This is a genomic window from Cellulomonas sp. GbtcB1, assembly GCF_019091725.1.
GTDB lineage: Bacteria > Actinomycetota > Actinomycetes > Actinomycetales > Cellulomonadaceae > Cellulomonas.
Window position 1 is genome coordinate 13,500 of sequence record NZ_JAGXJG010000011.1, and the last position, 14,919, is coordinate 28,418.

The 14,919-nt window shown below is 76.4% G+C and carries 13 protein-coding genes; 9 read left to right on the forward strand and 4 right to left on the reverse strand.

All coding sequences use genetic code 11. The features are described 5' to 3' along the window. The first annotated feature begins 85 nt into the window (after positions 1 to 85). The 8 genes from KVT14_RS06030 (at position 86) to deoC (ending at position 7,656) form a co-directional block, all read left to right on the forward strand. Positions 86 to 1,264: an ABC transporter permease gene (locus KVT14_RS06030; RefSeq protein WP_217614908.1), complete on the forward strand. Its 1,179-nt coding sequence runs from the start codon at positions 86 to 88 to the stop codon at positions 1,262 to 1,264. Then, positions 1,261 to 2,541: an ABC transporter permease gene (locus KVT14_RS06035; RefSeq protein WP_217614853.1), complete on the forward strand. Its 1,281-nt coding sequence runs from the start codon at positions 1,261 to 1,263 to the stop codon at positions 2,539 to 2,541. The genes KVT14_RS06030 and KVT14_RS06035 overlap by 4 nt, the downstream gene beginning before the upstream one ends. 123 nt (positions 2,542 to 2,664) lie before the next feature. Further along, positions 2,665 to 3,069, forward strand: a complete 405-nt coding sequence (locus tag KVT14_RS06040) for a cytidine deaminase (protein WP_217614854.1) — start codon at positions 2,665 to 2,667, stop codon at positions 3,067 to 3,069. Then, complete coding sequence (locus KVT14_RS06045; protein ID WP_217614855.1) at positions 3,066 to 4,358, forward strand: thymidine phosphorylase; 1,293 nt, start codon at positions 3,066 to 3,068, stop codon at positions 4,356 to 4,358. Before KVT14_RS06040 ends, KVT14_RS06045 begins: the two co-directional genes overlap by 4 nt. A 148-nt stretch (positions 4,359 to 4,506) precedes the next feature. Next, positions 4,507 to 5,499 carry a hypothetical protein gene (locus KVT14_RS06050; RefSeq protein WP_217614856.1) on the forward strand — a complete coding sequence of 331 codons (993 nt, stop codon included), beginning with the start codon at positions 4,507 to 4,509 and terminating at the stop codon, positions 5,497 to 5,499. Between the two features lie 88 nt (positions 5,500 to 5,587). Continuing rightward, on the forward strand, positions 5,588 to 5,809 hold the full coding sequence (locus KVT14_RS06055; protein ID WP_217614857.1) for a hypothetical protein: 222 nt from the start codon (positions 5,588 to 5,590) through the stop codon (positions 5,807 to 5,809). A gap of 84 nt (positions 5,810 to 5,893) precedes the next feature. After that, the gene (locus tag KVT14_RS06060) at positions 5,894 to 6,985 is read left to right on the forward strand and encodes an adenosine deaminase (RefSeq protein WP_217614858.1); all 1,092 of its coding nucleotides are present in this window, start codon (positions 5,894 to 5,896) and stop codon (positions 6,983 to 6,985) included. Further along, positions 6,982 to 7,656 (forward strand): deoxyribose-phosphate aldolase, encoded by a 675-nt coding sequence (deoC, locus tag KVT14_RS06065; RefSeq protein WP_217614859.1) that lies wholly within the window; start codon positions 6,982 to 6,984, stop codon positions 7,654 to 7,656. Before KVT14_RS06060 ends, deoC begins: the two co-directional genes overlap by 4 nt. A gap of 96 nt (positions 7,657 to 7,752) precedes the next feature. Here the strand turns inward: deoC and KVT14_RS06070 are convergent, their stop codons facing one another. The 3 genes from KVT14_RS06070 to KVT14_RS06080 all read right to left on the reverse strand — a co-directional run bounded on the left by KVT14_RS06070 (position 7,753) and on the right by KVT14_RS06080 (position 11,071). Then, positions 7,753 to 8,103 carry a hypothetical protein gene (locus KVT14_RS06070; protein ID WP_217614860.1) on the reverse strand — a complete coding sequence of 117 codons (351 nt, stop codon included), beginning with the start codon at positions 8,101 to 8,103 and terminating at the stop codon, positions 7,753 to 7,755. A gap of 121 nt (positions 8,104 to 8,224) precedes the next feature. Further along, a complete protein-coding gene (locus KVT14_RS06075) occupies positions 8,225 to 10,114 on the reverse strand; it encodes a phospho-sugar mutase (protein WP_217614861.1) in 1,890 nt (629 codons plus the stop codon). A 126-nt stretch (positions 10,115 to 10,240) separates the two neighbouring features. After that, a complete protein-coding gene (locus KVT14_RS06080; protein WP_217614862.1) occupies positions 10,241 to 11,071 on the reverse strand; it encodes a purine-nucleoside phosphorylase in 831 nt (276 codons plus the stop codon). Between the two features lie 342 nt (positions 11,072 to 11,413). On the opposite strand from KVT14_RS06080, the gene KVT14_RS06085 reads away from it, so the two are divergent. After that, on the forward strand, positions 11,414 to 12,829 hold the full coding sequence (locus KVT14_RS06085) for an NAD(P)H-quinone dehydrogenase (RefSeq protein WP_308160928.1): 1,416 nt from the start codon (positions 11,414 to 11,416) through the stop codon (positions 12,827 to 12,829). A 30-nt stretch (positions 12,830 to 12,859) separates the two neighbouring features. Here KVT14_RS06085 and KVT14_RS22285 read toward each other — a convergent pair whose 3' ends face one another. Beyond that, positions 12,860 to 14,872 carry an endonuclease/exonuclease/phosphatase family protein gene (locus KVT14_RS22285; protein ID WP_308160918.1) on the reverse strand — a complete coding sequence of 671 codons (2,013 nt, stop codon included), beginning with the start codon at positions 14,870 to 14,872 and terminating at the stop codon, positions 12,860 to 12,862. Positions 14,873 to 14,919 lie beyond the last annotated feature (47 nt).

Below are 14,919 nucleotides of genomic sequence, written 5' to 3' on the forward strand. Positions count from 1 at the left end.
CCCCGAGCAGCCGCCGGCCGGGTCCACCGCGCCGGCGCGCCGCGACGACGGCCTCGAGTCGCGCGCCCAGGGCGCGCTCCGCGAGATGCTGGAGAGCAGCTGGCTGGTGACGGTCGCCGCCCTGGTGCTCGCGCTCGTCATCTCCGGCGTGCTGATCGCGGCCGCCGACAGCGCCGTGCAGGACGCCGCGGGGTACTTCTTCGCGCGTCCGGCGGACTTCTTCTCGGCGGCGTGGGACGCGGTCTGGGGCGCGTACGTGGCGCTGTTCCAGGGGGCCGTCTTCGACCCGGGTGCCGCGACGTTCGCCCGCGGGATCCGCCCGATCACCGAGACGATGACCTGGTCCGTCCCGCTGATCCTCGCGGGCCTCGGCCTGGGCATCGGCTTCCGGGCCGGCATGTTCAACATCGGTGCGCAGGGCCAGATCATCCTCGGCGCGATCTTCGCCGGCTACATCGGCTTCGCCTGGGACCTGCCCCCCGTGCTGCACCTGCTGCTCGCGGTGATCGGCGGCGTCATCGGCGGTGGCCTGTGGGCCGGCATCGCCGGCTACCTCAAGGCCCGGACCGGCGCCAACGAGGTGATCGTCACGATCATGCTCAACAACATCGCGATCTACCTGGTGGGCTACCTGCTGACCACGTCGGCGTTCAAGCGCGGCGACAGCAACAACCCGGTGTCCCCGCCGATCGCCGAGAACGCGCTGTACCCGCAGCTGCTCGGGCCGCAGTTCCGGCTGCACCTCGGCTTCGTCGTCGCGATCCTCGCCGCCGTGTTCGTGTGGTGGCTGATGAACCGGTCGACGGTCGGGTTCGCGTTCCGCGCGGTCGGGTCCAACCCGAGCGCCGCCCGCACCGCGGGCATCAACGTCAACCGCATGTACCTGCTGGTGATGCTCGTGGCCGGCGGCCTGGCCGGCATGGCGGGCACCGCGCAGGTGCTCGGGACCGAGAAGGTCCTCACCGCCGGCATCGCGGCCAGCTTCGGGTTCGACGCGATCACGGTCGCCCTGCTCGGCCGGTCCAAGCCGCTCGGCACCTTCTTCGCCGGCCTGCTGTTCGGCGCGCTGCGCGCCGGCGGGTTCGCGATGCAGTCCCGGACCGGCACGCCGATCGACATCGTGCTCGTCGTCCAGTCGCTCGTCGTGCTGTTCATCGCGGCGCCCCCGCTGGTGCGCGCGGTGTTCCGCCTCCCGTCCCCCCGCGGTCCCGGCGCCCAGCCGGCCGAGCTCGCCGCGCCCGTCGTCAAGGAGGCCGCCGCGTGAGCGCCGTCGCCGCCCCCGCCCCCGCGCGCGCCGCGGCGGGCAAGCCGCTGCCGCCGATCTCGTACAAGGCGCCGATCGCGTACGGCGCGGTCGCCGCGGTCGCGCTGCTGCTGTTCGGGATCCTGCCCGCCTCGGGCCGGGAGACCTCGTTCACCATGTTCGCGCCGGGGGAGAACATCGCGTTCTCTGTCCCGTCCAAGCTGACCGCGATCGTGCTCTGCCTGATCGCCCTCGGGCTCGCGGCCTGGTCGTTCCAGGCGGCGCGGACCCGCCGCAAGGTCGGCGTCTGGCTGCCCGCCGTCTACGCGGTCGCGCTGGTGTTCGCCCTCCTCACGTGGGCCGTCGCGGGCAAGGCGCAGCCGCTGCCCCTCACGAGCCTGCTGCAGGGGTCGCTGTTCCTCGCGGTGCCGCTGGTGTTCGGCGCCCTCGCCGGCCTGGTCAGCGAGCGGTCCGGCATCATCAACATCGCGATCGAGGGCCAGCTGCTCGCCGGCGCGTTCCTCGCCGCCGTGGTCGCGACCATCACGTCCAGCGCCTACGTCGGCCTGATCGCCGCGCCCATCGCCGGTGCCCTGGTCTCCGCCCTGCTCGTCGCGTTCGCGATCAAGTACGTGGTCGACCAGATCATCGTCGGCGTCGTGCTCAACGTGCTGGTCGTGGGCATCACGAGCTACCTGTTCTCCACCGTGCTCAAGGAGAACGCCGACACGCTGAACGCGCCGCCGCGCCTGCCGACGCTCGCGATCCCGGGGCTCTCGGACATCCCGATCATCGGCCCGGTGCTGTTCCGGCAGACGATCCTCGTGTACCTCATGTACGTCGTGGTGATCGTGCTGCAGGTCCTGGTGTTCCGCAGCCGCTGGGGCCTGCGCATGCGGGCCGTCGGCGAGCACCCCAAGGCCGCGGACACCGTCGGCATCAAGGTCAACCGCACCCGCGTGTGGAACACGCTGCTCGGCGGCGCCATCGCCGGCCTCGGCGGCGCGTTCTTCACGGTCGCGAACGGCCTGGCGTTCGGCAAGGAGATGACCGGCGGGAAGGGCTTCATCGCGCTCGCCGCGATGATCCTCGGCCGGTGGAGCCCGAAGGGCGCGCTGGCCGCGGCCCTGCTGTTCGGCTTCGCGGACAACCTGCAGGTGGTGCTCGGCATCATCGGCACGCCGATCCCGAGCCAGATCATGCTGATGACCCCGTACGTGGTGACGATCTTCGCGGTCGCCGGGCTGGTCGGCCGGGTGCGCGCGCCCGCCGCGGAGGGCATCGCCTACGTGAAGTGAGCACGTCACGACCGCCGTCGCCCGCGCAGGGCGGCGGCGGTCGTGCTTCACGGGCACACTCGGGAGCGTCCGAGCAGGTGCCGTGAGACGCCCCGGTCGCCCGGGGAGAACAGGAGACCGGCTGTGCCGGAGATCGACTGGGACGCCCTGCGTGCCGCCGCCACCGAGGTGATGCACCGCGCGTACGTCCCGTACTCGAAGTTCCCCGTCGGCGTCGCGGCGCTGGTGGACGACGGCCGCGTGGTCGTCGGCTGCAACGTCGAGAACGCCTCCTACGGCCTGACGCTGTGCGCCGAGTGCGCGCTCGTGTCCGGGCTGCACGTGTCCGGCGGCGGGCGTCTCGTGGCGTTCGCCTGCGTGGACGCCCACGGGAACGCCCTCATGCCGTGCGGCCGCTGCCGCCAGCTCCTGTGGGAGCACGGGGGTCCCGACCTGCTCGTCGACACGGTGAGCGGGATCAAGCCGATGACCGAGGTGCTGCCCGACGCGTTCGGGCCGTCCGACCTGGTCGAGAGGAAGTCTTCGTGAGCACCGAGAAGTTCGACGCCGTCGACGTCATCGTCGCCAAGCGCGACGGGCACCGCCTGACGGACGCCCAGATCGACTGGGTCATCGACGCGTACACCCGTGGCGTCGTGGCCGAGGAGCAGATGTCCGCCCTCAACATGGCGATCCTGCTCAACGGCATGGACCGCGCGGAGATCTCGCGGTGGACCGCCGCGATGATCGCCTCCGGCGAGCGGATGGACTTCTCCGGTCTGCGCCGGCCCACCGCCGACAAGCACTCGACCGGCGGCGTCGGCGACAAGATCACCCTGCCGCTCGCGCCCCTGGTGGCCGTGTTCGACGTCGCGGTCCCGCAGCTGTCCGGCCGCGGCCTCGGCCACACCGGCGGGACCCTCGACAAGCTGGAGTCCATCCCGGGCTGGCGCGCGGCGCTGTCGAACGACGAGATGATGGCGCAGCTCGACGGCCCCGGTGCGGTGATCTGCCAGGCCGGCTCGGGCCTCGCGCCCGCCGACCGCAAGCTCTACGCCCTGCGCGACGTGACCGGCACCGTCGAGGCGATCCCGCTCATCGCGTCGTCGATCATGAGCAAGAAGATCGCCGAGGGCACCGGCGCGCTGGTGCTCGACGTGAAGGTCGGCTCCGGCGCGTTCATGAAGGACCTGGACCGGGCCCGCGAGCTCGCCCGCACGATGGTCGACCTGGGCACCGACGCCGGCGTGAACACCGTCGCGCTGCTCACGGACATGTCGACGCCGCTCGGCCTCACCGCGGGCAACGCGCTCGAGGTCCGGGAGTCGCTCGAGGTGCTCGCGGGCGGCGGCCCGTCCGACGTCGTGGAGCTGACCGTCGCGCTGGCCGAGGAGATGCTGGCCGCCGCCGGGCGCCCGGGGCTCGACGTGCGGGCCGCTCTGACGGACGGCCGCGCGATGGACGTCTGGCGTCGGATGATCGAGGCGCAGGGCGGCGACGCCGACGCGACCCTCCCGGTCGCGCGGCACACCGAGCAGGTGCTGGCGCCGGCCGACGGCGTGCTCACCCGGCTCGACGCCTACGCGGTGGGCATCGCGGCGTGGCGCCTCGGCGCCGGCCGCGCGCGCAAGGAGGACCCGGTGCAGGCCGGCGCGGGCGTCGAGCTGCACGCCAAGCCGGGTGACGCGGTCCGCGCGGGGCAGCCGCTGCTGACCCTGCACACGGACACCCCGGAGCGGTTCGAGCGCGCGAAGGAGGCCCTGGAGGGCGGCTTCGACGTCGCCGCCGAGGCCGCGGCGCCGACCCCGCTGGTCCTGGACCGCATCGCGGCGTCCTGAGCGGCACGGCGAGGCCCCGCAGCGCGCGTGCGCTGCGGGGCCTCGCGTGCGCCCGCGGCAGCCTCTCGCCGAGTCTCCGCTTCCGGCCTTCGGCGGGCGGCGCGGACGGAGGCCGACAATGGAGACTCGGCGGACGAGGGGAGCGGGCGTGGGCGCGCGATCGGGGTGGCGCAGCGGGCAGCTGACGACGGTGCTGCGGGCGCTGCGTGGCCGGGTGGTGCCGCCGGCACCGGGCGGCGGGATCGCACGCGGCGCGGCCGGCGGGGCGGACAGCCCGGCGCCGTCCCGCGTCGACGGCGTCGCGCTCGCCGCCGCCGTGGCCCGGGGCGCCCTTCCCGCGGACGCCCTCGACGGCCTCGACGCCCGGCGGCGCGCGCAGGTGCTCGCCCCGCTCGACGTCCCCGCCGGCCGCACGGTCCGCTGGGGCACCGCCGCCGCGCGCCAGGTCGACGGCACCACGTGCGGCGCGGCCGTCCTGGGCCTGCTCGCGGCCGCCGGCGACCCGCGGCTCGCGCTCTGGCTCGTGTCCGGGCGGCTGCCCGACGGGCCGCGCCCGCCGGAGCTCGCCGGCCTCGACCTGCCCGAGCCCGCGGACCCGCACCACCCCGAGGCCCCGACCTGGTTCCGCACCCCGGACGGCCGGGTGGTGCACGCCTCGGCCACCGGCGAGGAGGCCGCCGCGGCGCGCTGGGGGCTGCTCCAGGCGGCCCTGCACCGGCGCAGCACGGTCCGGGCGCTCGGCGGCGTCCTGCCGTGGCCGCGCGCGCTCGGCACGCCGCCGTGGGGCGCCGCGCGCCTGGCCCGGTTCCCCGGCGTGCGGTACCGCTCGGTGCTGGTCGACGACACCCGGACGGCGGAGGTCGACGACCTGCTGGCGCGCGTCGACGCCGCCCTCGGCCGTGGGATCCCCGTGCCGCTGTACTCGGGCGGCGACCTGTCCGGCGGCCTCGGGGCCGCGGTCCCGCGGCACGTGGTCCTGGCCGTGGGCCGCGCGGGTGACGACTACCGGGTCTACGAGCCGGGCGCCGGCGCGGTGCTCCCGCTGCCGCGTGCGGCGCTGCGCTCCCCGTCCGGACCGGTGCCGGCGCTCGGCCACTGGACCCACCTGGCCTGGGCGCTCCTCCCGACCCCGGCCCGCTGACACCCCGACGGCACCCGTCCGGCCTGGCGGGTCGCGCGCGTCCGGGACACGATGGGGGTGTACCCCGCCGCCGACCGGAGGAGTGGACATGAGCACCGTTCCCGGCGACCGGACCTGGCGCGACGCCGGGCTCGTCGAGCCCGAGCTGACCGACCTGCCGGAGGTCCGGCCCGACGACGACAGCGACGCCCGCGACGGCGCCTACGAGCCGGACGACCCGCGGCCCGACCTGGTCGGCGAGGCCGACCCGGGCGACGTCGCCGAGCAGAAGACCCCCGTCCCCGAGGACGAGCGGGACGACTACCCCTGAGGTCCCCCCGCGCCGCGGACACCCCGCCCGGGCGCCCGGCTCCCCGATGCGAGGTTCCGGGCACCCGGCCACTACGGTGGGCGCATGACCGTGACCTTCGAGCAGATCGTCGCGCTGCCCAAGGTCCTGCTGCACGACCACCTCGACGGGGGCGTGCGCGCGCGGACCGTCGTCGAGCTCGCGGAGAAGGTCGGGCACGAGCTGCCGGCGACCGACCCGGACGCGCTGGCGGCCTGGTTCCGGGACGCCGCGGACAGCGGCAGCCTCGAGGCGTACATCGCGACGTTCAGCCACACCCTGGCCGTCATGCAGCGGCCCAAGGCCCTGCGCCGGGTCGCGCGCGAGGCGGTGCTGGACCTGGCCGCCGACGGCGTCGTGTACGTCGAGGAGCGGTTCGCCCCCGAGCTGCACCAGGAGGGCGGGCTGTCGCTGCAGCAGGCCGTCGACGCCGTGCTGGAGGGGCTCGCCGAGGGCGAGGCCGAGGCGGCCGCGGACGGCCGCCCGATCCGGGCCCGGCTGCTGCTGTGCGCCATGCGCCAGTCCGACCGCGCCGACGAGATCGCCGCCCTGGCGCTCGCCAACCGGGACCGGGGCGTCGTCGGCTTCGACATCGCCGGTCCCGAGGCGGGCTTCCCGGCGAGCGCCCTGGGCGCCGCCTTCGCGCAGCTGCGCACCGCCCGGTTCCCCGTCACGGTGCACGCCGGCGAGGCCGCGGGCCGCGACTCGATGGACGAGGCGGTCGACGTGGGCGCCCTGCGCCTGGGCCACGGCGTGCGGCTGGTGGACGACATCCGGCACGACGACGACGGCACGCCCGTGCTGGGCCGCCTGGCGCACTGGGTCCGGGACCGCGGCATCGCCCTCGAGGTGTGCCCGACGTCGAACCTGCAGACCGGCGCCGCCGCGTCGATCGCCGAGCACCCGGTCACGACCCTGCTGCGGCTGGGGTTCGCCGTCACGGTGAACACCGACAACCGCCTGCAGTCCCGCACCGGCCTCAGCCGCGAGCTGCACCTGCTCGTCACCGAGGCGGGCTGGACCGTCGACGACGTGCGGACGGTCACCCTGACCGCCGCCCGCCACGCGTTCGTCCACGCGGACGAGCGCCAGGACCTCATCGACCGGGTCATCGTCCCCGGTCACGCACCGACCGGAACAGGAAGGCACCGCGCATGACCCAGTCCCTCGACGCCGCCGCGCTGGCGCAGTTCGTCGACCACACGCTGCTCAAGCCCGAGGCGACCCGCGCGGACGTCGAGGCGCTCGTGACAGAGGGCGCGTCGCTCGGCGTGTACTCCGTGTGCGTCTCGCCGTCGTTCCTGCCGCTGGACGCGCAGGGCCTCAAGGTCGCCACCGTGTGCGGCTTCCCCTCGGGCAAGCACCACAGCGACGTCAAGGCCGCCGAGGCCGCCCGCTCCGTCGCCGACGGCGCGGACGAGGTCGACATGGTGATCGACGTCGGCGCCGCCAAGGAGGGCCGGTTCGCCGACGTGCAGGCCGACATCGCCGCTGTGCGCGCCGCCACCCCGGCGCCCGTCGTGCTCAAGGTCATCATCGAGTCGGCCGCGCTGACCGACCACGAGATCGTCGAGGTCTGCCGGGCCGCCGAGGCCGCGGGCGCCGACTTCGTGAAGACCTCGACCGGCTTCCACCCCGCCGGCGGCGCCTCCGTGCACGCCGTCGAGATCATGAACGCCACCGTCGGCGGCCGCCTCGGCATCAAGGCCTCGGGCGGCATCCGCACCACGGCCGACGCCCTCGCGATGATCGAGGCGGGCGCGACCCGGCTCGGCCTGTCCGGCACCGCCGCGGTGCTCGGCGGCTTCGAGGCGGACGGCGGGTACTGAACCCCCGCGCCCGGCGCAGCACGACCGACGGCCCGTCACCCCGGCAGCGGGGGACGGGCCGTCAGTGCGTCCGGGGCCGGCTCGGGTGGTGTGCGGTCAGGGTGCCGCGGCCGCGTGCGCCGCCCACCCCGCGGCGCCCACCGCGAGGGGCAGCAGCCACGCCGTACGGGTCCACCGGCGTCCGAGCAGGACCGCGAGTGCCGCCGCCCCGGCCGCCGCGGCCAGCAGCGCGCCGGTGAGGCGCAGCCCGTGCGCCCGTGCGCCGGCGGCCGAGCACCACCAGGGCACCGGGAGCACGGCCGGGCACATCAGGTCCGGCGGCAGTCCCAGGACCGCCGGCCACAGCGCCGCGACGCCCGCCCCGGCGACGAGGGCGATCGCGAGCAGCGGCCCGGCGACCGCACGCGCGGCGGCGGTCCGAGCCGCGGCGGGGGTCGCGCTCTCCACACCGGCACCGTAGCGGGGCGGTCCGGTGCGGCGAGCGCTGTGCGCACCGACGACGACGGCCCGCCCCCCGATCGGGGGACGGGCCGCTGCCTCGTCTCGACGCCGCCGGCGCGGCCGGGCGTCAGAGCCCCAGCGCCGCCGCCACGTCCGCGCGCACCGCGTCCAGCCGCGCCCGCGCGGCGACCCGCGCCTCGCCGACCGACGCGACCGACGCGTGCTCCTCGACCGGCACCACGACCTCGAGGTAGCACTTCACCTTCGGCTCGGTGCCGGAGGGCCGGACGATGACCCGGGTGTCGTCCTGGGTGAGCAGCCGGATGCCGTCGGTCGGGGGCAGGCCCTCGCGGTCGGCGTCCGAGCCGGCGGCCAGGTCGACGACGGCCAGGACCGGCGAGCCCGCGAGGACGACCGGCGGGTGCTCGCGCAGCCGCTGCATGGTCTCGGGGATCTGCAACAGGTCGGTGAACCGGGCCGACAGCTGGTCGGTGAGGTGCAGGCCGTGCTGCCGGGCGAGGTCGTCCAGGACGTCGACCGGGGCGCGGCCCTCGGCCTTGAGACGGGCGGCCAGGCCGGCGAGGGTCAGCGCGGCGGAGATGCCGTCCTTGTCCCGCACGTGCGCGGGGTCGACGCAGTAGCCGAGGGCCTCCTCGTAGCCGTACACGAGGCCCTCGACGCGGGAGATCCACTTGAACCCCGTGAGCGTCTGGGCATGCCGGAGGCCGGCGTGCGCGGCGATCCGGCCGAGCAGCCGGGACGACACGATGGAGTTCGCGAGCACGGGCGCGTCGTCGGCCACGGCCGCGCCGACGGACCCGAGCCGGGAAGCCGCCACGCTGCCGAGCAGCGCGCCGGTCTCGTCGCCGTGCAGCATCCGCCAGCCGTCCGAGCCCGCGGAGCCGGCGCTCATGTGCGTGCGCGCCCGCGGGTCGATCACGGCGGCGCCGCAGCGGTCGGCGTCCGGGTCGAGGGCGATGACCAGGTCGGCCTGCACCTCGGCGGCGAGCGCCACGGCCAGGTCGATCGCGCCGGGCTCCTCGGGGTTCGGGAAGGCGACGGTGGGGAAGTCGGGGTCGGGCTCGGCCTGGAGCGTCACGACGTGCACGTCGGTGAAGCCCGCCTCGGCGAGCACCCGGCGGGCGGTGCCGCCGCCGACACCGTGCATCGGGGTGAGCACGACGCGCAGCGCGGCGTGCCGGGCGCGGGCCTCGTCGGACAGGTCGGCGAGGCCGAGCACCTCGGCGACGTAGGCGTCGACGATCTCGGGGCCGACCGACGACCAGCCCTCGGCGGCGCGCGGCACGGCGGCGACCGACGGGACCCGCGCGATCTCGGCGGCAATGGCGGCGTCCATCGGCGGGACGATCTGCGCGCCCTGGCCGGAGTCGGTGACGACGCGGCCGCCGAGGTAGACCTTGTAGCCGTTGTCCTTCGGCGGGTTGTGGGACGCGGTGACCATGACGCCCGCGTCGGCGCCGAGGTGCCGGACGGCGAACGCCAGGACCGGCGTCGGCAGGTACGGCGGCAGCATGACGACCTCGATGCCGACCGCGGTCAGCACCGCGGCGGTGTCGCGGGCGAAGTCGACGGAGCCGTGCCGGGCGTCGTGGCCCACGACCACGCGGGGCGCGGGGGACACGCCCTCGAGCTCGCCGAGCAGGTAGGCACCCAGGCCGGACGCGGCGCGGATGACGACCGCGCGGTTCATCCGGTGCGGGCCGCCCTCGACGGCGCCGCGCAGGCCGGCGGTGCCGAACTGGAGGAGCCCCTGGAACCGGTCGGCCAGGTCCTCGCGGGCCTCGCGCACGTCGGTGGCCGACTGCTGGTCCTCGGGGGAGGCGCCGCCGGATACGGACGGCTCACCGGCCTCGGCGCGGTCGAGCAGCGCGGTCAGCTCCGCCGCGGTGCGCGGGTCGGGGTCGTCCGCGATCCACTCGCGGACCCGGCCCGCCAGCTCCGCCCAGGCGTCGCCCTGCTCCGTCACGTCCGCGCCGGTCTCGGTGCGCTCGGTCATCCGTCTGCCGTCCTCCCCGGGGCGCCCCGCCCCGACCTCGCTGCCTGCTGCGCGGCGCTCGGGCCGCGGTGGTGCCGTGCTGCGCGCCGCGCCGCCGCGGAGGACCCGGGCGGCACGGCGCGTCGATCAGATGCGGCCGACGATGTCCGCCAGCAGCCGGCTGATCCGCGGGCCCGCCGCGGCGCCGGCCTCGAGGACCTCGGCGTGGGACAGCGGCTCGTCGCCGACGCCCGCGGCCAGGTTGGTGACCAGCGAGATGCCGAGCACCTCCATGCCGACGTGCCGCGCCGCGATGGCCTCGATGGTGGTGGACATGCCGACCAGGTCGCCGCCCATGATCCCGGCCATCCTCACCTCGGCCGGGGTCTCGTAGTGCGGGCCGCGGAACTGCACGTAGACGCCCTCGTCCAGCGACGGGTCGACCTCGCGCGCCACGTCGCGGAGCCGGCCGGCGTACAGGTCGGTCAGGTCGACGAACGTGGCGCCCTCCAGCGGGGACACGGTCGTGAGGTTGATGTGGTCCCGGATCAGCACCGGGGTGCCCGGGCCCCACGCCGGGTTCAGGCCGCCGCAGCCGTTGGTGAGCACGACGGTCGAGCAGCCGGCGGCCGCGGCGGTGCGGACGCCGTGCACGACGCGGCGCACGCCCTTGCCCTCGTACAGGTGGGTGCGCGAGCCCAGCACGAGCGCGTGCTTGCCGGTCGCGGCGATCTTGACCGAGCGGATCGTGCCGACGTGGCCGACGACGGCCGGCGCGGCGAAGCCCGGGACGTCGGGCGCCGCGATCTCGGCGACGGTCTCGCCCAGCAGGTCGGCGGCGCCGCCCCAGCCGGAGCCCAGCACCAGCGCGACGTCGTGCTTCTCCACCCCGGTCGCCTCCGCGAGGTACGCGGCGGCGTCGGCCGCGACGGCCAGCGGGTCGGTGGTCGGGTCGTCGAGACGGGCGTCGTCGGCCATGCGGGTGCTCCTCGCGGTGCGTGCGGCGGTGGTGGTGCGGGTGGCGACCCGGCGCGCGGGCACGTGCGGTCGCAACGGTCGAGCGTACCGGCCGCACCCGCCCCGCAGGACCCCGGAAGGTCCCGCCGCGGCGCGTGGCGGGGGTGCGTCCGCGGCGCGAACCGGGAAGATGGACCCGTGACGTCGTCGACCCCCACGCCCGCGCCCGCCGACCCCGCCGCGACCACCCCCGCCGCGGCCGACGCCCCCGACGCCGCGGCCGCCCCGCCCGCCTCCTCGACCAGCAGCGCCGCCGCGCCCGCGCCCGGCCCCGCCGACGCCGGCCGCCCGGCGCCCCGGGTCGTGGTCGTCGGCGGCGGTCCCGGCGGCTACGAGGCCGCCCTGGTCGCCCGCCGGCTCGGCGCGGAGGTGACCGTCGTCGAGCGCGCGGGCCTCGGCGGCGCCGCCGTGCTCACCGACGTGGTCCCGTCGAAGACGCTGATCGCCACCGCGGAGTGGATGACGATCGCGGAGCGCGCCCCGGACCTGGGCATCCGCCTGGACGTGCCCGCGGGCCCCGGCGAGGACGCGGACCCCGCCCACGACACCGGCCGCAGCCGCCGGCACAGCATCGACCTGGCCGCGGTGAACGCCCGGGTGCGGGACCTGGCGCTGGCGCAGTCGCACGACATCCGCACGCGGCTGGAGCGCGAGGGCGTGCGCGTGGTGATCGGCCACGGGCGGCTCGACGGCCCGGAACGGGTGGTCGTCACCGGCGACGCGGACGAGACGCTCGACGCCGACGTCGTCCTGCTGGCGACCGGCGCGACGCCCCGCACGCTGCCCGACGCGCAGCCCGACGGCGAGCGCATCCTCACCTGGACGCAGCTCTACCACTTGGACGCCCTGCCGGAGCGGCTGATCGTGGTCGGCTCGGGCGTCACCGGTGCCGAGTTCGCCGGGGCGTACGTGTCGCTCGGCTCGCAGGTGGTCCTGGTGTCGAGCCGGGACCGGGTGCTGCCGGGCGAGGACGCCGACGCCGCGACGATGCTCGAGGACGTGTTCCGGACGCGCGGCATGGAGGTCGTCGGGCGCTCGCGGGCGCAGGCGGCACGGCGGACCGCGGACGGCGTGGTCGTGACCCTGGCAGACGGCCGGGAGATCCACGGCTCCCACGTGCTGCTGGCGGTCGGGTCGATCCCCAGCACCGAGGGCCTCGGCCTCGCGGAGTCGGGCGTGCGCACGACGCCGTCCGGGCACATCGAGGTCGACAAGGTGTCCCGCACCTCGGCGCGCGGGGTCTACGCGGCCGGCGACGTGACCGGCGTGCTGCCGCTGGCGTCCGTCGCGGCGATGCAGGGGCGGATCGCGATGTCGCACGCGCTCGGCGACGCGGTGGCGCCGCTGAAGCTGCGCGGCGTGGCGGCGAACATCTTCACCGCCCCCGAGATCGCGACGGTGGGCCTGAGCGAGACGGCGCTGATCGAGCGGGACGCGCACTTCGTCACGCACACGCTGCCGCTGGCCCGGAACCCGCGCGCCAAGATGCTCGGTGTCCGCGACGGCTTCGTGAAGCTGTTCGCGCACTCGACGGCGGGCACGGTGCTCGGCGGGGTCGTGGTGGCGCCGCGCGCGTCGGAGCTGATCTTCCCGATCACGCTGGCGGTGTCGCACAGCCTGACGGTCGACGACGTGGCGAACGCGTTCACGGTGTACCCGTCGCTGTCGGGGTCCATCGGCGAGGTGGCCCGGGTGCTGCACCGGACCGACCAGGGCTGAACCCGGGCGTCCGGGCGGCCCCGGCGCGGGTCAGCCCGCCCGGACCTCCGTCACCAGCGCCAGGTGGTCCGAGGAGTCGTCGGCGAGCACCCGCGCCTCCGCGAACGTCACCCCGCCCCGCCCGAGCACCCAGTCGATCCGGACGGCCGGCTCGTTGCTCGGGTGGGTGAGCACGTCCTCGGCGCCCGCGGTGTCCATGGCGCTGACCCAGCCGGCGCCGCCCAGCGCGTCGAGCTCGGCGGAGCCCGGCTCGGCGTTGAGGTCGCCGGCCAGCACCGACGGCACGTCGTCCGGGAGCGCGTCCTCGAGCGCCGCGAGCTGGTCGAGCCGGGTGTCCACGTTGTCGTCCCGGTGCTGCAGGTGCACCGACGTCACCCGCACGGACTCGCCCCCCGGCCCCGCGACCCGCGCGGTGAGCGCGGACCGCTCCTGCGGTCCGGCGCCGTACGGCAGGTCGACGACCTCGACGTCGGTGAGCTCGGTGCGGGACAGCAGGGCGTTGCCGAACTGCTGGTCCGCGGCCGGGGCGAAGGCCACGTGCATGCCGAGCCGGTGGCCCAGCCAGGTGAGCATGTCCGCGCCGCCGCCCAGCACCCAGCCGCGGGACACCTCCTGCAGCGCGACGACGTCCGGGCCCTGGGCCTCGATGGTGCGGGCGATCTGCTCCAGGTCGACCGCGGTGTGCGCGGCGACGCCGTAGTGCAGGTTCCAGTCGAGCACCACGAACGTGTCGGGGTCCGCGTCGGCCGCGGGGGCCGGGGCGGCGAGCGTCGCGGACACCCAGCCGACCAGCAGGAGCGCGACGGACGGCAGCACGAGGAACCGCAGCGCGTTGGCCCGCAGCGGGGGAGCGGGCTCGCGGGCCCCCGCCTCGACCGTCGTGGGCGCCGCGGCCTCGGCGGGCTCCGGCGGCGTGCGCCACCGCAGGCCGCCGGTCGCGAGCAGCGCCGCCGCCAGCACGACCACCCACGCGTTGTCGACGCCGAGCGGCACGTCGTAGTCCAGCAGGTAGAGCAGCAGCACGACGACCAGCCCGAGCCCGACGCCGCCGGTGGCGAGCGCGGTGCGCGGGATCCCGGGCGGCGCGGGCCGGCGGGTCTTGAGCGCGACCGTGAGCACGACGCCCGCGGCGGCCTCGGCGACCAGGATCGCGACGAGCGCCGGGACGCCGGTGGTGAGGAACGCGACCGCGGTGGCGACCGGCAGCAGGACGGCCGCCGCCCAGCGCACGGGACGGGCCATGATCCGCGGCACGAGCAGCAGCCAGGCGGTGAGCGCCGACGCCAGCACGGTCGCGGTCCCCGCGGCCATCAGCGGCAGGTGCGACTGCGCCGCCGCGAACGCGGGGTTGCCCAGCACCATCACGACCAGCGCGAGCGCGGGGCCGAGCACCCAGGTCCGGCGCGGCCGGCCGGTCGCGGTCTCGCGGCGCGCGACCCACGCGAGGGCGACCGCGAGCAGCACCAGGACGACGGCCACCACGCTGCCCAGCACCCCGCCCCGCCACAGCGGGTCCCAGGTGCCGAGCGCCAGCTGAAGCCCCGCCGACAGCCCGGTGCCGAGCGTGAGGCCGAGCGCCGCCTGCCGCCCGCCGCCCGCGCGGCCCGCGACCAGCGTCGTCGCCAGCACCAGCGCGGCGACGGCGAGCGAGGCCGTGACGAGCCCGGCGACGAACCGCGCCTCGTCGTGCACCACCTGCGTGACCAGGCGGGCCGCACCGAGCGCGACGACGGCGACGAGGGCCGTCCGCCCGGACGCGGTGCCCGGGCCGCGGCGGCCGGTGCCGACCAGCGCGAGCGCGGCGAGCAGCCCCGCCCCGAGGAAGGTGACCACCGCGGCGCCGGCGACGGCGACGGTGCTGACGGCGAACGCCCGGTCCAGCACCGGGCCGGCGGCGCGCACGGCGTCGAGCGCGAGGACGGTGACCAGCGCGACGAGCGAGACCCGGGTCGCGGTGCCCGCGTCCGGCGGGAGCGGGCTCCCGGCCGGCGACGGTGCGGACGCGGCGGGCACCGACGGCGGTGCGGCTTCGGGGACGCTCACGCCGTCAACGTAGTGGGCGGCGTGCCGCGCGGGCGAACGCCTTCCCC